Annotated in this window: 18 protein-coding genes; 2 read left to right on the top strand and 16 right to left on the bottom strand. The window is 64.6% G+C overall.

The features are described 5' to 3' along the window. Window positions 1-12: 12 nt before the first annotated feature. Window positions 13-1,146, top strand: coding sequence for a sulfate/molybdate ABC transporter ATP-binding protein (locus tag LAC81_RS31400; protein ID WP_223728561.1), 1,134 nt, complete (start codon window positions 13-15; stop codon window positions 1,144-1,146). Between the two features lie 125 nt (window positions 1,147-1,271). After that, window positions 1,272-2,636 (top strand): FAD-binding oxidoreductase, encoded by a 1,365-nt coding sequence (locus LAC81_RS31395; protein ID WP_223728560.1) that lies wholly within the window; start codon window positions 1,272-1,274, stop codon window positions 2,634-2,636. Window positions 2,637-2,701: 65 nt separating this feature from the next. Here the strand turns inward: LAC81_RS31395 and LAC81_RS31390 are convergent, their stop codons facing one another. The 16 genes from LAC81_RS31390 to LAC81_RS31315 all read right to left on the bottom strand — a co-directional run bounded on the left by LAC81_RS31390 (window position 2,702) and on the right by LAC81_RS31315 (window position 22,642). Then, the gene (locus tag LAC81_RS31390; RefSeq protein WP_223728559.1) at window positions 2,702-3,211 is read right to left on the bottom strand and encodes an RES family NAD+ phosphorylase; all 510 of its coding nucleotides are present in this window, start codon (window positions 3,209-3,211) and stop codon (window positions 2,702-2,704) included. Further along, on the bottom strand, window positions 3,211-3,582 hold the full coding sequence (locus tag LAC81_RS31385; RefSeq protein WP_223728558.1) for an antitoxin Xre/MbcA/ParS toxin-binding domain-containing protein: 372 nt from the start codon (window positions 3,580-3,582) through the stop codon (window positions 3,211-3,213). The genes LAC81_RS31390 and LAC81_RS31385 overlap by 1 nt, the downstream gene beginning before the upstream one ends. Window positions 3,583-3,654: 72 nt before the next feature. Continuing rightward, entirely contained in the window at window positions 3,655-4,440 is a 786-nt protein-coding gene (locus tag LAC81_RS31380; protein WP_223728557.1) for a crotonase/enoyl-CoA hydratase family protein, read from the bottom strand. Beyond that, window positions 4,437-5,306 carry a hydroxymethylglutaryl-CoA lyase gene (locus LAC81_RS31375; RefSeq protein WP_223728556.1) on the bottom strand — a complete coding sequence of 290 codons (870 nt, stop codon included), beginning with the start codon at window positions 5,304-5,306 and terminating at the stop codon, window positions 4,437-4,439. Before LAC81_RS31375 ends, LAC81_RS31380 begins: the two co-directional genes overlap by 4 nt. Then, the gene (locus tag LAC81_RS31370; protein WP_223728555.1) at window positions 5,303-7,291 is read right to left on the bottom strand and encodes an acetyl/propionyl/methylcrotonyl-CoA carboxylase subunit alpha; all 1,989 of its coding nucleotides are present in this window, start codon (window positions 7,289-7,291) and stop codon (window positions 5,303-5,305) included. The genes LAC81_RS31375 and LAC81_RS31370 overlap by 4 nt, the downstream gene beginning before the upstream one ends. A 15-nt stretch (window positions 7,292-7,306) precedes the next feature. After that, window positions 7,307-7,690 (bottom strand): RidA family protein, encoded by a 384-nt coding sequence (locus LAC81_RS31365; protein ID WP_113538584.1) that lies wholly within the window; start codon window positions 7,688-7,690, stop codon window positions 7,307-7,309. A gap of 10 nt (window positions 7,691-7,700) precedes the next feature. After that, window positions 7,701-9,308 (bottom strand): carboxyl transferase domain-containing protein, encoded by a 1,608-nt coding sequence (locus tag LAC81_RS31360; protein ID WP_223728554.1) that lies wholly within the window; start codon window positions 9,306-9,308, stop codon window positions 7,701-7,703. Window positions 9,309-9,353: 45 nt separating this feature from the next. After that, window positions 9,354-10,517, bottom strand: a complete 1,164-nt coding sequence (locus LAC81_RS31355; protein WP_223728553.1) for an isovaleryl-CoA dehydrogenase — start codon at window positions 10,515-10,517, stop codon at window positions 9,354-9,356. Between the two features lie 309 nt (window positions 10,518-10,826). Continuing rightward, window positions 10,827-13,010, bottom strand: a complete 2,184-nt coding sequence (locus LAC81_RS31350) for a tetratricopeptide repeat protein (protein WP_223728552.1) — start codon at window positions 13,008-13,010, stop codon at window positions 10,827-10,829. After that, window positions 13,007-14,056 (bottom strand): glycosyl hydrolase family 8, encoded by a 1,050-nt coding sequence (locus LAC81_RS31345; protein WP_419195860.1) that lies wholly within the window; start codon window positions 14,054-14,056, stop codon window positions 13,007-13,009. The genes LAC81_RS31350 and LAC81_RS31345 overlap by 4 nt, the downstream gene beginning before the upstream one ends. Further along, window positions 14,053-16,386, bottom strand: a complete 2,334-nt coding sequence (locus tag LAC81_RS31340) for a cellulose biosynthesis cyclic di-GMP-binding regulatory protein BcsB (protein WP_223728551.1) — start codon at window positions 16,384-16,386, stop codon at window positions 14,053-14,055. Before LAC81_RS31340 ends, LAC81_RS31345 begins: the two co-directional genes overlap by 4 nt. Further along, entirely contained in the window at window positions 16,386-18,563 is a 2,178-nt protein-coding gene (bcsA, locus tag LAC81_RS31335; protein WP_223728550.1) for a UDP-forming cellulose synthase catalytic subunit, read from the bottom strand. Before bcsA ends, LAC81_RS31340 begins: the two co-directional genes overlap by 1 nt. 109 nt (window positions 18,564-18,672) lie before the next feature. Further along, the gene (bcsN, locus tag LAC81_RS31330) at window positions 18,673-19,602 is read right to left on the bottom strand and encodes a cellulose biosynthesis protein BcsN (RefSeq protein WP_223728549.1); all 930 of its coding nucleotides are present in this window, start codon (window positions 19,600-19,602) and stop codon (window positions 18,673-18,675) included. 220 nt (window positions 19,603-19,822) lie between these two features. Continuing rightward, complete coding sequence (locus tag LAC81_RS31325; RefSeq protein ID WP_223728548.1) at window positions 19,823-20,380, bottom strand: gluconokinase; 558 nt, start codon at window positions 20,378-20,380, stop codon at window positions 19,823-19,825. A gap of 100 nt (window positions 20,381-20,480) precedes the next feature. Then, entirely contained in the window at window positions 20,481-21,176 is a 696-nt protein-coding gene (locus LAC81_RS31320; RefSeq protein WP_223728547.1) for a class II aldolase/adducin family protein, read from the bottom strand. Next, window positions 21,173-22,642 (bottom strand): FGGY family carbohydrate kinase, encoded by a 1,470-nt coding sequence (locus tag LAC81_RS31315; protein ID WP_223728546.1) that lies wholly within the window; start codon window positions 22,640-22,642, stop codon window positions 21,173-21,175. Before LAC81_RS31315 ends, LAC81_RS31320 begins: the two co-directional genes overlap by 4 nt. Between the last annotated feature and the right edge of the window lie 42 nt (window positions 22,643-22,684).

The raw sequence follows: 22,684 nt of genomic DNA, 5'->3' as shown, positions 1-22,684 counted from the left end.
AGGTCAAACGCTATGGACGTGCGCGTTCACAATATCCGCAAGGAATTCGGCCGCTTCCCGGCGCTCGACGACGTCTCGCTCGATATCCGCTCCGGCGAGCTGATCGCGCTGCTTGGCCCCTCCGGCTCCGGCAAGACGACGTTGCTGCGTCTCGTTGCCGGGCTTGAAAGCCCGACCGGCGGCACGATCTACTTCGGCGACGAGGATGCCTCGCAAAAGACGGTGCAGCAGCGCAACATCGGCTTCGTCTTCCAGCACTATGCCCTCTTCCGCCACATGACCGTGCTCGACAACGTCGCCTTCGGCCTCAAGGTGCGTCCGTCGGGCCGCCGGCCGCCGGCGGCCGAAATCCGCAAGCGGGCGCTCGACCTGCTCGATCTCGTGCAGCTTTCCGGCCTCGACAAGCGTTATCCGGCGCAGCTTTCCGGCGGCCAGCGCCAGCGCGTGGCGCTGGCCCGCGCCATGGCGGTCGAGCCCAACGTGCTTCTGCTCGACGAGCCCTTCGGCGCGCTCGACGCCCAGGTGCGCAAGGAACTGCGCAAATGGCTGCGCGAGATCCACGACCGCACCGGCCACACGACGATCTTCGTCACCCACGACCAGGAAGAGGCGCTGGAGCTCGCCGACCGGGTCGTCGTCATGAGCAAGGGCACGATCGAACAGGTCGGCACCCCCGACGAGATCTACGACCATCCGGTCTCGCCCTTCGTCTTCGGCTTCATCGGCCAGTCGAACTGCCTCGCCGTGACGCTGCAGAACGGCGAGATCTGGTTCGAGGACCGGCCGATCGGGCTCAGAGCCCCGGCCGAGCCCGACGGTCCGGCCAACCTGCACTTCCGCCCGCATGACATCGAGCTGATCGACGGCTGCGGCGGCTGTCTTGCCGGCCTCGTCGCCGCCAGCCGCCGTGTCGCCGGCACCCGCCATCTCGAACTCGACCTCGGCCGCAACCATCCGCATGTCGAGATCGAACTCTCCCCCGAACGCGCCGCCGCCGGCGACCACAGCCGCATCGCCTTCAGACCCACGAAGTGGAAACTCTTCAGGGATAGAGGGCAGGAGACGGCAGAGGCAAAGGAGGAACAGCAAGCGGCTGAGGAATCCGGAGAGACCGAAGCCTTCGAACTCGCCCGCACGGGCACCTGATCTCATCGACCTGTCACAGGCTGGCGAAGCGCGCTTGTGCCTCGCCAGCCGATTTCGGTTTGCTTCGAGATGCGCTAAGCAGGGACGCCCGCTGCCGACCAAGGCCGCGGAAACGGGAGATGCGCATGACGATCGTCGACGACCTGAAACAAGCCCTCGGCGATATCGTGCTCACCGGAGCCGCGGTCGGCGAGCGCCATCGCAGCGACGCCAGCCTGACCGGCCGCGACCTGCCGAAGGCCGTCATCCGGCCGACAAGCAGCGAGGAAATCGCCACAGCCCTTCGCCTTTGCAACGAGAACAACCAGAGCATCGTGGTGCAGGGCGGGCTGACCGGACTTGCCGGGGGAGCCAATGCCGGCAGTGACGCGGTGGTGATTTCACTCGAACGGTTCACCGGCATAGAAGAGATCGACCCGCAAGCCGGGACCATGACGGTGCGCGCCGGTACGCCGCTCGAAGTGGCGCAGCGCGCCGCCGAAGACGCAGGTTTCTTGCTGCCGATCGATCTCGGCGCCCGCGGCACCTGCCAGATCGGCGGCAACCTCGCCACCAATGCCGGCGGCATCCGCGTGCTGCGCTATGGCGTGACGCGCGACAACGTGCTTGGCCTCGAAGTCGTGCTCGCCAATGGGACCGTGATCTCGGCGCTCAACAAGATGATCAAGAACAACACCGGCTACGATCTCCGGCAGTATTTCATCGGTTCCGAGGGAACACTTGGGGTGATCACCCGCGCGGTCCTGCGTCTGCGGCCGCTGCCGGTCGGCCGACTGACGGCGCTCTGCGCGCTCGACAGCTACGACAATGTGGTTGCCTTCCTGACACGGTGCCAGCGCCACCTGCCAGGGCTCTCGGCCTTCGAGGCCATGTGGCAGCACTATTTCCGCTTCAACGCCGAGGCGAACAGGCAGAAGCTTTTTGATGACGTTCCGCCCTTCGCCGTCATCGTCGAGCAGGACCTGCTGGGCGATCACAGCGAGCGCGATGCATTCGAAGCCTTTCTCGGAGAGGCGCTGGAAGACGGCATCATCTTCGATGCGCTGATTGCCCAGTCGGAGAAGGAAAGCCGCTCCTTCTGGAGCGTTCGGGAGGGCCACGCAATGGACCAGTTACTGCCCGCCCTGATGAACCTCGATATCAGCCTGCCGATCGGCGAGATCGGTCGCTTCGCCGTAGAATGCGGCGAAGCTCTTTCCGCCCGTTTCCCGGCGGCCCATGTCTCCTTCTTCGGCCATGTCGCCGACAGCAATCTGCACATCGCCTTCTCGGAACCCGACAGCGACGCGGAAACCTCGCATGTCGTCGACGAAATCGTCTATGAGATCGTGCGGCGCTACAAAGGTTCGATCTCGGCCGAACACGGCATCGGCACGCTGAAGCGGGATTTCCTCGACCATTCGCGCAGTCCCGCCGAGCTTGAGCTGATGCGCCGGATCAAGCAGGCTCTCGACCCGAACGGCATCCTCAATCCCGGCAAGGTGATCTGAGGTCATGTCGAGAAGTTTGTGATCCGTCTTTCCATCGCTGGAATTGGGCTTTCAGAAATTGGGTTTCAGAGCCAGGAAGCTGGCGTCTTCGGCAGGCGTCCATCAGGATCGATAACCGTCAACTCTGCCCCCTCCCCTGCATTCCAGCGCCAGAGCGCGACGCAGGTACCACCGGGCGACATGAAGGACGGATAGATCAGGCCATCGAAGTCTCGATCGCTCAGCTCCCGCTGCAGGCGATGCGTCGCCGGCAGAAGGCCACGATCAAGCGCATCGCGCCATTCGCAGCGGTGGATCTCTTCGGTGAGCCCAAGGTCGGACAGCGTTTCCGCCACCGTCAGATCAGCGAGCCGCGCGAAGCGTAGCTCAAGCTGCGCGATCAGCGCCGGATGCTGGACGAAACCCTGATTATATTCGGCCCAGGCGGTCGAGAGTTCGCGGGCAGCATAGATCGCGGGTGTTCCAACAGGATTCCAGCGCCCGCCGAAGCGCGCGGCGCCCTCACCGGAGAGCGGCGCATGCGCCCAGCGCGGGACATAGGCACGCCAGAGGCGCACCGGCCCGCTTCCCGCCATCAGGCGTAGACACCGGAACGCACGGCTTCGAGGTAGGCGAGCACCTTGTCGGCCTTGCCTTCGCCGACGAGGTCATAGGCGGTCTTGCCGGCCCAGCCGGGGATCGGCTGGTGCTTGAACCAGATAACGGCGCGGCTGTCGTCTCCCGCCATTTCACCGGCCATCGCGAGGATGCGCACGACGACGCTCAAAGCCGCATCGACCTTGCGGGCACTCGACTTCGCCGTCAGCGTATTGCGGGCGACACCGATCAGCCTCGCCAGTTCGGCAAGTGTGACGCCGAGGCGATCGGCAACCAGCCGGGCGGAGAGAAAGGACGATTGGCGCTCGCCGTAGTCGGCGGCGGAGACATTGAAACTCACAGCAGCCATGGCACAATCCGCGCTTGTTTTGATCATCATGCAATCAAAATAAGCTCAAATAGCGCCCAATTCAAGGAAGGCTTATCGCCGCCAGGCAGGTACGCTCTTGTCAAAAAAGGCGCCAACACCTTCGCGAGCCTCGTCGGACTCCCAGCAATCGGCGAGCTGCTCGATCGTCGCGGCAATGGTTTGTTCGGTGATCGGAGCGCCGAGCGAACGCGCAAGCCGCTTGGCCCGGCCGGTGGCTTCCGGCGCCACCGCGAGATAAGGCTCGATCTCCGCTTCGACCGCTGCGTCCAGCGCATCGGCCGCGACAACGGTGGTGGCGAGCCCCAATGCGCGCGCCTCTTCAGCACCAAACAGCCGGGCGGACATGAACAATGGCCGCGCCTTGCCCTCGCCGATGCGGGCGACGACATAGGGGCTGATGGTCGCCGGGATCAGGCCGAGACGGGTCTCAGTCAGACCGAACCTGGCATCGGCAGAGGCAACCGCCGCGTCACAGATGCTCATCAGGCCGACGCCGCCGCCGAAGGCATTGCCGTGCAAGCGGCCGATTACCGGCTTGGCGATCTCGTTCAGCGCCTTGAACATCATCGCCAGCCGCGTCGCCTCGGCGATGCGGGTCGCCCGGTCCGCGTCGAACTGTTCGCGCATCCAGCCGAGATCGCCGCCTGCGCAGAAGCTACGGCCTTCGCCCTCCAGGATGACCACGCGGACCGAACGGTCGGCCGAAAGCAGCTGCGCCGCCTCGGTCAACTCTCCGATCATCCCCGCCGAAAGCGCATTGTGCTTCTGCGGCAGCGCCAACCTTAGCCGCGCGACACCGCGCGAGTCGGTGACAATCCGGATCGTTTCGAAGGTCATGAACTTGTCCTCAAGGTCCGCGCGAAAGCGGCTGCCTGCTCGAGCTTCGCTGGGTCGAGGCCGGTCGAAAACCCCTGACTGCTGACAAAAGCGTTGACGGCAAGCGTGTCGACATTACCGGCAGCACCTGGCGCATAGGGGCAGCCGCCGAGACCGCCTGCCGACGCATCGAAGACCCTGAGGCCGCGATCGAGCGCCACGGCGATATTATCGAGCGCGCGGCCGGACGTATCGTGGAAATGGCCCGCAAGTCGGGCGGCCGGAATGCGCTCCAGCACCACTGACAGCATCGCGTCCACCGCTTCCGGCGTACCGCGGCCGATCGTATCGCCGAGGCTGATCTCATAACAGCCGAGTTCGTCAAGCAGGCCGGCGACATGGGTGGTGCTGGTCGGCGCGATCGCACCCTCATAGGGGCATTCGACGACGCAGCTGACATAGCCGCGCAGCAACAGACCACGCTCGCGGCACACTCCGGCAACAGGCCGGAAGCGCTCGATGCTTTCGGCGATCGAGCAATTGATGTTCTTTTGCGAGAAGGTCTCGGAAGCCGAGGCGAAAATCGCCACCTCATCGGCACCGGCTTCGAGCGCCGCTTCAAGACCGCGCATGTTGGGCGTCAGCACCGCGTAGCGCGTCCCGGGATGCCTTTGGATGCCGGCCATTACTTCAGCGGCATCCGCCATCTGCGGCACCCATTTCAGGCTGACGAAGCTTGTCACCTCGATCCGCTGGTAGCCGCAGTCGGATAGCATATCGACGAGGCGGATCTTGTCGGCGGTTGGTACAAGCCCGCTTTCGTTCTGTAGCCCGTCGCGCGGCGCCATCTCGACGATCGTCACATGCCCGGGCGCCGTTCCGCTCATTCCGCGCTCTCCGGCTGGAGCATCACCAGAACGGCGCCGGCAGTCACCTGCTCGCCTTCGCTGACCAACACGCTCTCGACGACGCCGGCGCGCGAGGCCGACAGCGTCAACTCCATCTTCATCGCCTCCATGACGGCGAGCGGCTGCCCCTTTTCGACCGTATCGCCGGGGCGGACCCGGATGAGCTTGACGATGCCAGGCATCGGTGCGGACACCTCGTCGTCGGCCACCTCGCTGGAATGACCGGCGCCAAGCGCATCGGGCAGACGCAGGACATAGCTCTCACCGTTGAGGAACAATGTGATCTGCTCACCTTCGCGAAGGAAGCGGAACTCATGCTGCGCGCCCGAGATTTCCGCGCGGGCGCCATCGGCGAAGCGGTCGAGGATCACCACGGGCAGTGCCGCGGTTCCTGTGTGGACCGCGAACTGGTCGCGGCCGCGAGCGGCGAGCGTCACGGTCGATCGTCCGCCCGTGTGCTCGATCGTGACGTTCCGGCTGGCATCGCTCCAGATCTGCCAGTGGCCGAGCGAAGTCCACGGATCGGCAGATCCATCCGGTAGCAGGGCGCCGGTGGAGACGATCGCCGCCAGTGCCAGTGCCGCATCGCTCGGCGCCAGCGTTGCCGTGAGCTGATCGATCGAGCGGTCGATCAGGCCGGTATCGGGATGCCCGGCCCGGAAATCCGGTTCCGCAGCAAGGCGCGCCAGAAAATCGAGATTTGTGATGGTGCCACCGATGCGGCACGCCCTCAGCGCATTTTCGAGCTTCGCAAGCGCGGCCGAACGGTTCGGGCCGTGAACGATCAGCTTGGCGATCAGCGGATCATAAAAAGGCGTGATCCGGTCGCCCTGCCGCACACCGGCGTCGACACGCACGCCATCCTCCGGAAAGCTCATCGTCGTCAGCCGCCCCGTCGCCGGCAGGAACCCGCGAGATGGGTCTTCCGCATAGATGCGGGCTTCGAACGCCCAGCCGTCGATGCCGATCTCGCTCTGGCGTTTGGGAAGGGCCTCGCCGGCCGCGGCCCGTAGCTGCCATTCGACGAGATCGATGCCGGTGATCGCCTCGGTGACCGGATGCTCGACCTGAAGCCGGGTGTTCATTTCCATAAAATAGAACTGGTCCGGCCAAAGCCCGTTGGTCACGTCGGCGATGAATTCGACGGTGCCGGCGCCGACATAGCCGATCGCTTGGGCTGCCCGAACGGCAGCATCGCCCATGGCGTGCCGCACTTCCGCGGTCATGCCGGGTGCCGGCGCTTCCTCGATCACCTTCTGGTGGCGGCGTTGCAGCGAGCAGTCACGCTCGTAGAGGTGCAGGATGTTGCCGTGACGGTCACCGAACACCTGCACTTCGATATGCCGCGGCTTCGTCAGATATTTCTCGATCAGCACCGAACCGTCGCCGAAGGCGGCCTCCGCCTCGCGCCGCGCCGCTTCGAGTGCGGCCGGAAACTCGGCTGCGCTGTCGACGCGCCGCATACCCTTGCCGCCGCCGCCGGCACGCGCCTTGATTAGCACCGGATAGCCGACATTCGCTGCCTCTTCCGCAAGGAATTCGGCTTCCTGCCGCTCGCCGTGATAACCGGGGACCACCGGCACGCCGGACAGTTCCATCAGTGCCTTGGCTGCATCCTTCAAACCCATCGCGCGGATCGCGCGCGCCGAAGGCCCGACGAAGGTGATACCCGCCGCTTCAACGGCTTCAGCGAAATCGGCGTTCTCCGAGAGAAAGCCATAGCCTGGATGGATCGCATCGGCGCCGACCGAGCGTGCGGCGGCGATGATGCGTTCGGCCGAGAGATAACTCTCGAGCGCCGGCGGCGGACCGATGCGGATCGCCTCATCGGCGAGCGCCACATGCAGCGCTCCCACATCGGCGTCGGAATAAACCGCAACCGTGCGAATGCCGAGGCGCTTGGCGGTGCGCATCACCCGGCAGGCAATCTCACCGCGATTGGCAATCAGGAGTTTGGAAAACATCGGCATCCCCAGGCCCTATTGCGCTGCGATCACATCGATTTCGAGCAGCCAGCCGGCATCGAAAATCCCGGCGATCGCTACCGTCATGGCGGGCGCGAGTGCACCCAGATATTCCTGCCGGGCCGCGCGGTTGGCCATCGCGTGCTGCCGGTCGGCAAGCAGGACCGTCACCTTGACGATATCCGCCTTGCTCATGCCCGCGGCGCGCAATTGCGCATCGATATTCGACCAGACCTGACGCGCCTGCGCCTCGAACCCTTCCGGCAGGACGTCTTCGGCGCTGAGCGGCACCTGACCGCTGACGAACAAAAGGCGCTGGAAATCTTCGAGCCGTACGGCCTGCGAATAGCCTCCGCGCGGTTGCGGCGCATCGCCGGCATTGATGTTTTCGCGTTTCATCCGGATCTCCCTACATCCTGAAGAGGCCGAAGCGCGTGTCTTCGATCGGCGCGTTGAGCGCTGCCGAAAGCGACAGGCCGAGCACATCGCGGGTCTTGCGCGGATCGACGACGCCATCGTCCCAAAGTCTTGCCGAGGCATAGAGCGGGTGGCTCTGGCGCTCGAAGAGATCGAGGATCGGCTGGCGAAAACGCGCCTCCTCCTCGTCGCTCCAGGGCGTGCCCGCCCGCTTCAGCGCCTCGCTGCGCACCGTCGTCAACACGCCGGCCGCCTGTTCGCCGCCCATGACGGAGATGCGGCTGTTCGGCCAGGTCCAGAGGAAACGCGGCGAGAAGGCGCGGCCGCACATGCCGTAATTGCCGGCGCCAAAGGAGCCGCCGACAAGCATCGTCACCTTCGGCACCCGCGCCGTCGCCACCGCCGTCACCAGCTTGGCGCCGTGCTTGGCGATGCCCTCGGTCTCGTATTTCCGCCCGACCATGAAGCCGGTGATATTCTGCAGGAAGACGAGCGGGATCTTGCGCTGGGCGCAGAGCTCGACGAAATGTGCGCCCTTCAACGCCGATTCCGAGAATAGCACGCCATTGTTGGCGATGATGCCGACCGGGATGCCGTGAATGTGGGCAAAGCCGCAGACGAGCGTCGTGCCATATCTCGCCTTGAACTCGTCGAAACGCGAGCCGTCGACGACGCGGGCGATGACCTCGCGGATATCGTAGGGCGTGCGCAGGTCGGCGGGCACGATGCCGGCGATCTCTTGCGGATCGTAGAGCGGCGGCTCGGGCGGTGCCAGTTCGACCGACTGCGGCTTCAGCCGATTGAGCGCGGCAACTGAGCGGCGGGCGAGCGCCAGCGCATGGGCATCGTCACGCGCCAGGTGATCGGCCACGCCGGAAAGGCGGGTATGCACGTCGGCGCCGCCGAGATCTTCGGCAGAGACCACCTCGCCGGTCGCGGCGCGCACGAGCGGCGGGCCAGCCAGGAAGATCGTGCCCTGCCCCTCGACGATGATCGTCTCGTCCGACATGGCAGGCACATAGGCTCCGCCAGCCGTGCACGAGCCCATGACAACGGCGATCTGCGGAATGCCGGCGGCCGACATGTTGGCCTGGTTGTAGAAGATCCGGCCGAAGTGATCGCGGTCCGGGAAGACCTCGTCCTGGTTCGGCAGGTTGGCGCCGCCGGAATCGACGAGGTAGATGCAGGGCAGATTGTTTTCCGCGGCAATCTCCTGCGCGCGCAGGTGCTTCTTCACCGTCAGCGGATAGTAGGTGCCGCCTTTGACCGTCGGATCGTTGCAGACGATCATGCATTCGCGGCCCGAGACCCGACCGATGCCGGTGATCAACCCGGCCGCCGGTGCATCGCCATTGTACATGCCGTGCGCAGCCGTCATTCCGACTTCGAGAAAGGGCGTTGCCGGATCGATGAGGTTGGCCACCCGGTCGCGCGGCAGAAGCTTGCCGCGGCTGACATGGCGCTCGCGCGCGGCGTCGCCCCCACCGCCGGCCGCAAGCTTCACAGCCTCTTCGACTGTCGAGATCGCCTCGGCCATGGCCGCCTGATTGGCCCTGAACGTTTCGGAGGACGGCGAGATGTGAGATTTCAGAACGGTCATGAGGTCCTCATTGGATCGAGTTCGGCCGCTTTCGTCTCACCCTGCCTAGCTCGTCTCGGTGAACAGCTCCCGGCCGATCAGCATGCGGCGAATTTCGCTGGTACCGGCACCGATCTCGTAGAGCTTGGCATCGCGCAGCAGGCGGCCCGCCGGGTAGTCGTTCGTGTAGCCGTTGCCGCCGAGCGCCTGGATTGCCTCGAGCGCGAGCGCCGTCGCCTTCTCGGCTGCGTAGAGAATGCAGCCGGCCGCATCCTTGCGCGTCGTCTCACCGCGATCGCAGGCTGCCGCCACCGCATAGACATAGGCGCGTGCCGCATTCGCCGTCACATACATGTCCGCGAGCTTGCCCTGCATCAGCTGGAATTCGCCGATCGGCTGACCGAACTGCTTGCGCTCATGCAGATAGGGGACGACGACATCAAGGCAAGCCGCCATGATGCCGAGGGGACCTGCCGAAAGCACCACGCGCTCGTAGTCGAGCCCGGACATCAGCACGCGGACGCCGCCGCCGACCATGCCGAGCACGTTTTCCGCTGGCACTTCGCAGTCTTTGAAGATCAGCTCGCAGGTGTTGGAACCGCGCATGCCGAGCTTGTCGAGCTTCTGGCCGGTGGAAAACCCGGCATAGCCTTCTTCGACCAGGAATGCGGTGATACCGCGCGGACCGGCCGTCGGATCGGACTTGGCGTAGACGACAAGCACGTCGGCGTCCGGGCCATTGGTGATCCACATCTTGTTGCCGTTGAGAACATAGCGGTCGCCGCGCTTGTCGGCCCTGAGCGTCATCGAGACGACGTCGGATCCGGCTCCGGGCTCCGACATTGCGAGCGCGCCGACATATTCGCCGGAAATCAGCTTCGGCAGGTAACGCGCCTTCTGGTCGGCATTGCCGTTGCGATTGATCTGGTTGACGCAGAGATTGGAATGGGCGCCGTAGCTGAGGCCGATCGAGGCAGATGCGCGGCTGATTTCTTCCATCGCCACGCAATGGGCGAGATAGCCCATGCCGGCACCACCGTGCTCTTCGCCGGCTGTAATGCCGAGCAGGCCGAGTTCGCCCATCTCGCGCCAAAGCTGCATTGGAAATGCGTTGTCTCGATCGGTCTGATCCGCCAATGGCGCTATGCGGTCCGTTGCAAAGCGCTGCACGGTCTCTCGCAATGCGTCAATGTCCTCGCCAAGCGCGAAGTTCAACCCGCCCTGAAACATGTCTATCCTCCCATCGTGCCGGCCAGCGCGGTCTCCTCCCACAGCGGCCGGACGATAACGCTTCATCCTCTACGCGCAACGCGGCGATTGCAACGATATCAATGCCGCGACATGGCCGGACGATAGCACCGCGTTTCGCTAATTTCCTTCCAAAGAGGGGCGAAGCCAAGCACGATATGAAAATCCCGAGGTGCCTATCGATTGCATCCTGTGCGTGAAGCGATCGCCGGGCGCTCGCGACCGCAACAGGTGCGGATCGCCAAACGGAAATCTCAGAGATTCTGCGATTGGCTCGAAGAGCGCAGAGGCTCAGTTCTTGTTCGGCCAGATTTCCTGGGTATCGCCAACGGCCGCCAGGCCCTGCATGGCGTCGCGATTGCCCGTGGCAGCGAGCGCCCCGAATATCCGCCGGGCTTCCTCAAAGCGATTGAGGTTCATATAGGCATAACCGCGCAGCACCATCAGGTCCTGGCGCCGGCTTGAAATCTGTCCGAGCTGGTCCAGAAACAGGATCGCCTCGCGATAGCGCTTGGCATCGAAGGCCGCAATGGCGCGATCGGCCAGAATGGCCGTCTGCAACTCGTCAACTCGCCCTTGGCTCTGCCGCGACTTGGTTGCGGAAACCGCGGCCTTGTTGGTCAGGCCGGCGCGCAAGTACGCGAGGCTCTGGCCGTAGGCGGCGTCTTCTCGGATCTGCGATGCCGGGGCCTGAAGCGCGACTTCGAAAGCTTCGGCCGCCTCCAGCGGACGGTTGAGGTCCATCAGGCACCAGCCGCGGTTGAGCGCCGCCTGCGGCGCCAGTCCGGCTGGGTTGATCGTCGTTCTGCAGCCAGCTCCGCTGCGCACGACTTTTTGGGTGGTGCCGGCGACCCGTGGCCTTTGGGCAACCGGCTGCTCGACCGTCTCCATCACAACGGTCGTGCGCGTAGAAGCCTCTGGAGAGCTCCTCTGCGTCTCGGCAGTCGGGACCCGCGCACGGTTGACGTCGGCGAGCTGTTCTTTGACTTCGCCGAGGCGGGCGATGCGTTCAGAACGACCCGACCACAGTCGCTGGATCTCGACGACCCCGTCCTTGTCGCCCAACTGGTCGCGGCTGAGCGCAAGGCCGTAGGCCGAAGGTTCGTCGTCCGGCTTCCAGCGGAGCGCCGTCGCGAACCATTGCGCAGCGGTCGCCGGCTGATTGAGGGCGCGCGCGTACCAGCCGAACTGCTGTGCCGTTGCCGGCTCACGGGCCTTGGTGGTTTCCGCGGCGATCCGCGCCAACACGGCCGCATCCAGGGTCATAGGCGGATCGATCGCGAGCAGGTTGGCCGTGGCCGCAAAGTACGTTGCGAGTGCGTCGGGCGAACTGTCCCGCCACGGATAGAGAACCGCTTCCGCCTCCGCAGGCACCTTGCGGGCAACCAGCGTCAAAGCCAACCCCTGCGAGGCCGAAGCGGAATCTTCCTTGTCGTGCGCACGCCGGAACCATTGCTCGGCAGCACTCATGTTGTCGCGCCGCAAATGATACCAGCCGAGCAGCAGCGCATCGCTCGCCGTGCCACCGGCCGCGGCCAAGCGCTCGACGCGCTGGACATATTTCGGATCGACCGTGAGCGCCTTGTCCGTGTCACCTTCGGCGACGAAACGCCGGGCGAGGTCGTCGCGGACGCTCTCGAATTCCGCGACACCTTCGGGAGAACTGCGCTCGAGCGCGAGGAGGTCCTGCATCGTTGCGTAAGGTAGCGTCGCAGCGGCCTTCTGCACGGTGGCGAGCCGTTCCGGAGCGTTCTCGCAGTTGTTCAAGACGTAAAGATAGGCATCGCGCGCCCGCTCGGGGCGCTTGGTCTCGGCAAAGGCCTGGGCGACATGCCAGAGCACATCCACCTCCGAACAGGTGAGAAGGCTCGGCGTGCTGGCGGCGACCGAGATCACGGTCTCATACTGCTTGAGTTCGGAGGCGTTCACGAGCCGGGCCCGCGCCTCGGCGACGTTCAGGCGCTCCAGAAGATCCGATGGCGGCTGCCATGCGGCATCCTTCGCCTGACGCTCGGCGATCGCCTTGCGGACTTCAGCGTAGCGGCCATCCGAATAGCCCTTCCACATGGTTTCGAGCGCAACGTCATTGTTCCGTGGCACGGCCAACGGGTCGGAGGGCGGCACCCAATCCGGATAGAGTGAACGCAAGCGCGAAATTTCGGCCTGAAGTCGACCAGTATCGCCTTTTGCCGCGAAGTAGCGAAGCGCCGATTCGTCGACGACGGGAGGCGTCTTTCTCTGGCTCGCCCTTTCTTCGGAAGGTTTATCGGCCTGTGCAACCTCGGTGAACTGTGGAGCCGGGCTTCGCGAGGCCTTGTCCGTCAGGCTGGCAATAGCTGTGGTCGTCTCCGGCGATGGGTCAGGCAACCCCGGGAGCTTATTGCTGTTTGGCCGCAGGAAGCCGCCATCGGTCAGTCCGGCAACCCCGATCACCGTAGTCATCACAGCGGCAATGGCAACGATTGAGGATTTCATAGACACTCCGGACGCTTCTCCTTCACGTAAGACAGCCCCAGCAGGTGCAGCGTGGAAGGATAATATTGCGTCGGGCTGAACACCTTGACGCTGTCGGGTATCGGAACCCGGTCCAAGACACAGGCCAGAATATGGTTAACAAATCGATAACCAGGATCCGTCAGGCTGGCCTTCACGGACCCGGTCGCGACATCGCTGAGGACCAGCGCGTCGTCGCTGCCGGCCATGCCTTCCCGCAATCTGGCCAACAGATCCGGGCCACCGAGACCCGCCCGAACCAGGTAGAGCGGGATGCGCAGTGCGTTGTAGCCAAACTCGGCCGGGAACCCCTGGGCCGGCTTAGGAACCGTGCGCAGGCTGACCCAATCGGCCGGCAGTTTTCGCGGACCGGATTGGGCCGTATTCAGCAATCGCAGTCCGTCGTCCGAGAGCTCCTTCCAGCGCGGAGACGGCGCCACGCGGTTGAGCGCCGGAAAGGCCTCGAAAATCCAGTAGGACGGATTGACGACGGGACCATCGGCCCGATCGGTCGTGCCGAAGCCTGAAACGCCCGGCAGCAGCAGTGTTCGTCCGCCATGGTCGAGCAGCGTGTTGTCGAGGATGGCCTTGGCGATCCGGGCCGCGGCCTGCAAATAGTCCTCTCGTTTCCAGCGTTCACCGGCGAGCACAAGCGCGTAGGCAATCAGGATGTCGCCGTCGGTCGCGTTGTTGATGTCGATGATATGAGGCGTTTCGGCGGAGCTCCATTTCCAGGCAGCCAAACCGTCGTCCCTCAAAAGCAGTTCGCGCCGCGTGAACGACCAGATCAGCGCGAAGTCGGCCGGATTTTCCGCAAGCACGGCCAAAAGCAGGCCGTAGCCCTGCCCTTCGCTGTGGCTGACATTACCATTGGCATCGTCGATGATCCGGCCGCCGGGATCGAGAAAACGGCTCTTGTACTGCGCCCAATCCTCGGCGCTGACCGAACCGCCATCTTCGGCCGCTCCGGCTGCCATAGGCATCATCAAAGCGAACAGGCCCGCCAGGAGTGCAGTTCGCCACCTCATTTGCGTCGCCCCAGTCGAGTGAGCATTGAGGAAGTCGCCAGCCCCAGGAGCACCGACAGAACGATCAGCAAAAGCGCATAGACCATGATGTTGGTGGACAACCAGTTCGCAAAGATCAGGCGGTAGTTGGTCAACGACGCCGGCTGCGTCTGGACGAAATCGAAGCCGGCGACCGGCGTAACCTCGATCTTGTCGGTGGCCGGCTCATAGGCGGAGACGCGGCCGGAAATCTGCTGCCAGCGCGTGGCATCTGCGATTGCCGACGCCCCCTCGCGCAACTGCTTGGCTGTCGGCGCCGTCAGCAAGGTCCAGGTAGCATCATCGGTCGGGTTGGCGCCCTGTGCGAGAACCAGGCTCGAGGTCTCCGACGGAGAGAACTCGGCTTGCGTTTCGGGCACGATGCGCAGCGAACTCAACGAGATGTCGAACTCCTGCTTCACCCAGGTCTGGAATGCCGTCACCTGGTTCCGCCATGCGCCGCCGCTGAGACGGGTGCGCCACGCGTCCATGGCTTGCTGTGTCTCGTTGCCCGCGCCGGCAACCACGGCATTGCCCCAGGACATCTGTCGGGCGGCATCAATGCCGACCTGGGTCAGCACCGATTTCGGCAATTGCGGCATGGCGCCGATGAAAAGCGCGTTTCGACTGCCGGCAGCAAGCGGCGACGTGACCATTTCGACCGCAAGCGGTCTGCCGCCGGCAACGGCCAAGCGCGCAAGAAACGTGGCTGCGGCCGACAGCGTGTCCTCGTCCGCACGATCGAGATAAAGCGGGATGGCGGCCGTGTCGCTGCGGTAGGGTGCTGCCGCTCCGGAAATCGCCGCAAGGTTCGGCCGCCGGCCGATCCGCGCGAAACTCGGCATGCGCAGCTCCGAGGTGTCGAAGAGCGCAAAGCGTGGATCGTTGGAAGCGGGCGTTCCCGGCGCACAGGCCTTGTCGGGTTCGGCCGTCAGCACCGCCTCGACCTCGATCAGGTTGGGACCGGGCTTGAAGTGCCGCATCGTCACATTGATCGGCAGGTGCCGCAGAATGTCGCCGTTCACCGAGTTTAACTGGATCGTCGACGCAATATTGCCGTTGACGTAGATGTCGATGTGGCTGCCGGGCTGCACCGTTTCGGTGTAGGCCGCGTCGAGCAGCAGCGTCGCATCGCCATAGGCATCCGCATAGAAATCCGAGGGCACGGCAACGGAGAAGCGCGTGCGGAAGCGCCGGCCGGTGAACTCGCTGGTCTCCACCCCGAGCTCCGAGAAGCGCAAGCGCGTGCTCGAAACCACCAGCGGCGTCTCCGGCAGCAGCCAGCGCCCGGTGGCGATCACGTCACGCGGCACGTTGCTCGGGCGGTCCATCGGCTGGGTGACCCCTTCGATCGCCTCCTGCACCGCCGACCAGTCCGGCCCACTGATGACCAGGACCGATGCCTCCGTCCTGCTGTCGCGCACGAACATGGCAACGGGCCCGCTCGAAGCGCCGTCCGGCAGCCGCTCGAGCAGGGGCGCCACTTCCTCGGCGGTGCCGACGAGGGCGGTGATCTGGCCGGGCTTCCCGAGTTCGGGCATGGTTTCGCTGAGGGAGACCTCCTGCGCCGGCATCTGACCGCGCAGCGCCAGCCCTTGCGAAAGCCGCATCAGGGCGGCCGTGCGGCTCGGCTGCTGGAGACCGGGCACGACCAGATTGAACTGCGTGCGGCCGCGCTCGTCGAGACCCACCGCGCGCACGTCGTCGAGGCTCGAAAGCATCGCGCTGTCGCCCGGAGCAAAACGGATGAAGGCCGAATCCGGCGCGATCTCCGTCCAGAGCTCATAGGTCGATTCGACCGTGCAGTCCGTTCGATGGCGCTGGCGCACCTTGAACCGGATGTCGTTGGCACCGGCGCGCAGCAGCCCCGGCTTCAGCTTGTAGCTCAACGGCTCCGCCGCTTCGGCCGACCCGATTGCACCCCCGCCGGCGAGTTCGCCGTTGACGAAAACCTGCAGCGTCGACGCCTCGGGGGCGACGACGATCGCATTTTGATAGGCAAAATTCAGGCTCGCCGCCGCTTGTGCCTGGGCCGCCGTCAAGTAGACGGACCAGGTGCGCTCATCGACCTCGCCCGTCAGCGACAGCGCGCTGAAGGGAATTATGAAGCGCTTGAAATCGTCCTGCCCTCTGGCGGCAACCGGCGGCTCAAGCGCCGTCCCGTTGCCCTCGCCCGCAGTCGCCGTCGGTGGCTGCAGAATGGGAGTATCTGCCGGCCGTTCGCCGGACATGTCGAAGGGCGAGGGTTGCGCAACCGCTCCGGCCGCGGGGATGGCCAACAGGGCGAAGGCAAGAGCGATGTGCCTGATCATCAAGCACCGCCCTTCTGCGCCTCGGAGCCGCGCAGGCTGCGAAGGAAATAGATCATGCCGCGGCTCGTCTGATAGAGCGCCATCCAAAGGAACCAGAGCGTACCGCGCACTAGGCCCGGATTGCCGCGCCGCGCGCTTTGAAACTCGCTCCATTGCCGTGAATTGGCGAAAATCAGGTCCGCGACGAGGCTGTGATGGCGCGCGACCTGCGGCAGATATCGGCAACCGATGATGGTGATGTCCCCGGCGATCTCCTTGTTCCGGATGGCGACGGGCAGAGCTTCCGGCCCGCCACTGCCGCTATAGGGTTCGAAGCGGATTGCGCCTTCGGTATCGGTCGGCAGAGACGATGCGTCGATGCCGAAGACCTGGACCCGCGCGCCGTGGGCGGAAACGTCTTCGATGGTTGCCGGATACCATTGACCGGCAACGCCGAATTCGCACCGGCGGCTGACCTTGACGCGACGCGAGGCGGCCCGCTCGCCGCGTTCGGACACGACGCCGAGTACGCAGCCGGCCATGATCAGGTTCAAAAGGTTCCAGCCGCCGACGACGAGCGTCACGTCGGCCTTGTAGGGCTCGGTATAGACTCGGTAGACTGTCATCGCGAGAGCGATCAGCAGCACCGCAAATATGACGAAGAATGGCCGGGCGATTTCAGACAGGCGGCTTTCCTGAATCGATTCATCCTTTGCCGTCACCTTGAAGGTCGGCCGGCTCGGCCTGAGAAGAACGGAGATGACGGCCGGCAAGAGGTGCACCGTCTGCGCGAACTCATAGAGTTCGGAGATCCACGGCCAGCGGAACGACCCATAGAGATAGTTCTGCATCATCAGGTTCACGAGCATGTAGGCAAGCGTATAGGCGAGGAACTCGCCGCCGGACGCCGTGAAGATCTCGAGATCGAAGAACAGGTAGAAAAGCGGCGCGAAGAGAAAGATCGTCCGCGGGATCGGGAACAGCCAGAACAGTGTCGAGGACATGTAGCAAAGCCGCTGTGGGATCGACAGGCCGCCCTTGAACAACGGGAAGCGGAAGATCAGGATTTGCATCATGCCCTGCGCCCAGCGGCTGCGCTGGCCAATGAAGCTCGCAAAGGTCGCCGGCTGCAGACCCGCGATCAGCGGACGGTCGACATAGATGCTGTTCCAGCCACGCCCGTGCAGTGCAAGGGCCGTTTCGCAGTCCTCGGTGATGCTCATGCCGCTGAAGCCTTCGGTATCCTCCAGCGCCTTGCGACGGAGAACGGCAGCCGAGCCGCAGAAGAAGGCGGCATTCCACTTGTCGAGGCCACGCTGGATGATGCCGTAGAACATCTCGTTTTCGCTCGGCATCTTCTCGAAGGTACGCAAATTGCGCTCAAGCGGGTCCGGGTTGAGGAAGAAGTGCGGCGTCTGGACCAGGAACAGCTTCGGGTCCTGCTCGAAATAGCCGACGGTCTCCAAAAGGAAGTCGCGCGCCGGCGCGTGGTCCGCGTCGAAGACGGCGATCAGCTCGCCATCCGAATGCAGCATGCCATTGTTGAGGTTGCCGGCCTTGGCGTGTTCGTTGCGCTCGCGCGTGAGGTAGCGCACACCGAGATCGTCGCACAGCGCCTGCAGTTCGGCATTGCGAGCGGACGCGCGCTGCGCTTCGACGAGGTTTGCCGAGTTGCGCTTCTGCAGCGTGCCGCCGTCGTCGAGCAGCCAGACCGTCAGCTTGTCGGCGGGATAGTCCATCGCCTTGGCTGCCGCGAGCGTGTTGGCCAGCAGCCCTGCGTCTTCGTTGTAGGAGGGCACGAAGACATCGACCTTCGGGAACTTGCCGGGAGAGATGGAACTCGCCTTGCGCGGCGGCAGCGGCATCGCCACCACGAACAGGCTCAGCGACAGCATCATCACGCTGTACATTTCGGCGAGGTAGAGCAGGAAGCCGGGAATGAAGTTTTCGGGCTGGTTAAGCGGCGGCAAGGTGCTCGTCGTGCGCCAATAGACGTAACGCAGCACCACGGCCGTACCGAAGGCAAGAGCGATCAACCGCCAGCGGCCGCCGGCATTGGCGAGCTTGAGCACGGCCATGAACGTGACGATGAGAACGCTGACGATAAGCTGGGTCTGTAGATTGACCGGCAATGTGATGACGGCAATGACGCAAAGCGAAAAGAACGCCCAAGCGGCTACGGATCCGACCTTGCTCATACATTTGCCTTCCAGCGTTCGGCGTCATGCCACTGGTATTGCTCAACCTACCTTCGACCGAGTTTCCTCAATCTACACTAGCCCTTAGCAACCGATGGTTAGCAGTCGATTAAGGACACGCTCCTCCGGACTGCTGCGCATCGCATGCCGGCGCGGGCACGATCACGGACGGCACCGTCTTTGCGGCACGCTGAGGCAGTGCTGCCGTGCCGTCCGGCCCCGGCAGCGGGATGGATGCGCCTGCCGTTGAAGAGACGACCGGTTTTTCCTGTTGCGTTGCGGGCGCGACACGAACCTCGCGGCGGACGACCGGCGGTGCCTGGCGCGTCGTGACGATCACCGGCGCGGTTTCGCTCGGTGCCTGCTCCTTGCGGTAGATCGGGTTGCCGGTACGGCCGAGCCCGGCTTCCACCGGCGGTGGCGCTCCATAGGGGTTCCAGGCCGGATCGCCGAAGGTTCCGGTGATCGTGTAGCCGTAGACCGGCGACAGGAGTTCCGCCTCGCTCGCCCCGGCGGCGCAATAGCGCAACCGGATCTGGATGGTGCCGTAGCCCTTGAGCGGAGAGCGGTGATTTTCCTGCTGGCGGATCTGCTGCCAGGCGAAAATGCAGGCATCGTCTGCCCGACCCTGGCCGTAGGCGTAGCCGAATGGGCCGTAATTGTTCTGGAGGAAATAGGGATTGAGCGACAGGGGAACGCCGGGCAGCGCCCGACGCGCCTCGGCCATCATCCTGTTGTCCTGAATGCCAGCATAGCGGCTGGTATTCTGCTGATCGAACCGCGCGTTCATCGGGCCGAAAAACTTGGCGCGCAGCACATTCTGTCCCGGAGTGGCCGCCGAGGTGTAGAGGTAAATGTCCTGCTCTATGGCATTGGTGCGGCGTCGCTCGACGACGTTCAAGACCGCCGGACCGCCGGGCGGCGGCAGGATCAGCGCATTTTCCGGGGGAACCATAACGCTGCCGGTCGGCGTTCCGACATCCTGGCGCGTCGTGCAACCGGATATCGCCGCCGTCGCCGCCAGCAAAGCTGCCACCACGAAGGGAGCATGCCAGCCTTTCGAAAGGCGCGGCCGCTCTTCAGGCAGGCCGAATCTCCGAATCAGATATCCTTGCGTCATGGGCTGAGCATTAGTTGATTCACCCCATTTCGAAAACCCGAGAAGAATAGGGGCATCGACGCAATGAGCCCGCGGCTCGCAGCTTCATCGATGTGCGGGATCAGGTCTTTTGAGGAACCGCCTGAAGGCTTGTTCGGCGCTAGCGAACGTCCGCGGCGCCCAGCCCCGCAAGCTCGGCAAGTGCCGCATGGATCACGTCCGGCCGCGGCGGAGCGATGTCCACGGTCACGGTCAAAGGCTCGCCGGCCGGGTCTTCCAGCGTCGCGAGCTGCGTGTCGAGCAGCGAAGCCGGCATGAAATGTCCGGTCCGGCGCTGCATCCGCCCGATGAGAACATCGCGTTCGCCGTGCAGGTAGACGAAGGCGACGGGTCCACCGGCACAATCGCGCAGCAGATCGCGATAACTGCGCTTCAGTGCCGAGCAGGAGACGACGAGCGGCGCTTCGCCGGCCGCGAGCTGCCGGCAGATCTCCGTCAGCCACGGCCAGCGATCCGCATCGGTAAGCGGGATGCCCGCCGACATCTTGCGAATGTTTTCCTCGGGATGCAGCGCGTCACCTTCGACGAAACGGTAGCCGCAGGCGGCGGCAATGGCCTCGCCGACCGAGGTCTTGCCGGTACCCGACACACCCATCACGATAATGGAACCGGGGAATGCCAGGCGGATGCCAGTCTCGGACGCGTGATCGTTCGACATGGGCTGCACCTCGCTCCTTGCATCCGCCGCACTGATCCTTCCTGATACCTTTGCGACCGCGGTCGAACAAGGCTCCTGAGCAGATGCGGCCGGACGCGCCCTAGACGGCAGCGCGGGGACGGGCCACGTCGTTGACGCCCTCGCCATCCGGCGCCTGGCCGTAGCTCATGCGGCGCATCTGGGCGATAACCCGCTCCATCTCGTCGTCGGACAGAACCGGCGGCTCGCCGAGCGTCAACGCCTGGACATACATGCGCGACAGGGTTTCGATCTCGATCGCCAGCCACAGGGCGGATTCCAGCGTCTTGCCGAGCGAGATCTGGCCGTGCTGGCCGAGCAGACAGGCGGTACGGTCCTTGAGCGCCACCAGCGCATTGTCGGAGAGCGCCTGGGTACCGAAGGTCGCATATTCGGCGCAGCGGATCGTCGTGCCGCCGGCAATGCCGGTCATGTAGTGGAAACTTGGAATGGTCTTGTGATGACAGGCAAGCGTCGTCGCATAGACCGAGTGGCAATGCAGCACGACGTTGATATCCGCGCGCTCCCTCAGGATATCACGGTGGAACCGCCATTCGGACGACGGGCGAAGGCCGGCATAGGTGCCGTCGAAGTCCATTTCGACAAGGTCTTCGGGCCGCATCGTCTCATAGGGCAGCGACGACGGCGTGATCAGGAAGCCGGTTTCGGTGCGCACCGAAATGTTGCCCGCAGTGCCCTGGTTGATGCCACTCGAATTCATCCGGCGGCAGATGTCCACCATCTCGCGGCGGAGCGAGAGTATGTCGGTCTTGGTCATCGATATGTCCTTTCGAAGTCGCGACTGAAACCACTGTTGTGCCCGGCGCGCGCACGGGCCCGCCATTGCGGCGCGTAAACGGCAACCGCTGGCGATAGATGCGAGATGTCACCGGGATCGGCGAGCGAGAGCGGCGCCGGCCCCTTGCGCCGGCCCTCCCCTGCAAGGAGTGCGGCACCGGAAGCCACGCCGTAGGCGTCGAGATTGAAGCGCACCCGCCGGCTCGGCATGAGCGCCGCGACGAGACGGGCATAGAGGGGATCGCGCAGGAAGCTTCCGTCGAGCACGACCAGCGGCCCCGGCCCCAATGCCTCGACGCATTCCACTGTCAGCAAGGCACAATAAAGCAGCGCCAGCGCCTTGCGTTCGACCGGTGTCTCCGCCGGCGGCCCGCCGATACGGCCGCGTCCGGCGCTTCCCGGAAAGAGACCGTCGTCGTCGCCGAAGGACGGCAAGGCCATGGTGCGCTTGGCGATCAGCCCGAGCACGACGTCGTCCGGAACGGGAGCCGCCGAAGGTGCCGTACCCGCCACATGCGAAAATTCGCGCCCGCCCATGGTAAGCACCCCACCGAGCGGGTTGCCGAAAACATCGCTGTTCAGTGTCATGCCGCGATGCTCGTCGAGCCGGTCGAGCGGTGTGCGGCCGGAAAAGCCGACGATCCACGTACCGGTGGAAACGACAATGAAATCGCCGAGGCCGGCTGCGTGATAGCGATAGTGATTGAGGCTGCTGTCGTGGCCACCCGCCAGCACACGCAGTTCCTCCGGTAGCCCGTAGCGGCGGGCGAGCTCCGGGCGCACGGAGCCGAGAACCTGCCAGGCATCAGCGAAATCCGGCATCAGCCGTTGCCAGCCGCGCGCACCGACGATGGGCGCAAAGCGACGTTCGGCGACGTTCCAGAGATGCGATTGCGCGCCGAGAAGGCTCGCCTCGGACGTCGCGACGCCGGACAGACGCCAGGCCCAATATTGCGGCAGGCCGAGATACCAGCGCGCGGCGGCGACTGCATCCGGCGCGTGCTCCTGCATCCAGTAGAGCTGGCGCGCCTGGTGGGTGGCGCTGTGCATCATCGCGCTGCCGCGATCGAAGAAGGACCCGGCAAGCGGCGCGTAGCCTTGCCGGATCGCCTCCGGCAGCGGCTGTTCGTAGTCGATCATCGGCAGGGCGGCACCGGCTGTTGCGTCCGGGTCATCGCCGACGAGGACGCCGCCGGACCCATGACCGGCGGCGACGAAGGTTTGCAGCGGGTGGCGGGTGGCGAGTGCCGCTAGACTGGAGAAAATCCATCCGCCGAGGCTTTCGAGATCGTGATGCCGCCAGGGCGGCCCCGGCAGCACCGGATTGGCAACGCTCAGCGTTTCCAGGACGACGCCATCGGCCGTGACCGCATTCAGCTTCACATTGGTCTTGCCGACATCGAGTACGGCCACCCTAGCGGTTTCGTCGTCTGCCTTGAATGACATCTCGCGAGCCTCCACCGTCAACAGGGTCAGGCGCCGAAGCGC

This window comes from Ensifer adhaerens (assembly GCF_020035535.1).
In the GTDB taxonomy this organism is placed as follows: Bacteria; Pseudomonadota; Alphaproteobacteria; order Rhizobiales; family Rhizobiaceae; genus Ensifer.
The sequence above is the reverse complement of the archived record's forward strand: the minus strand, read 5'-3'. Positions and strand labels throughout refer to the sequence as shown.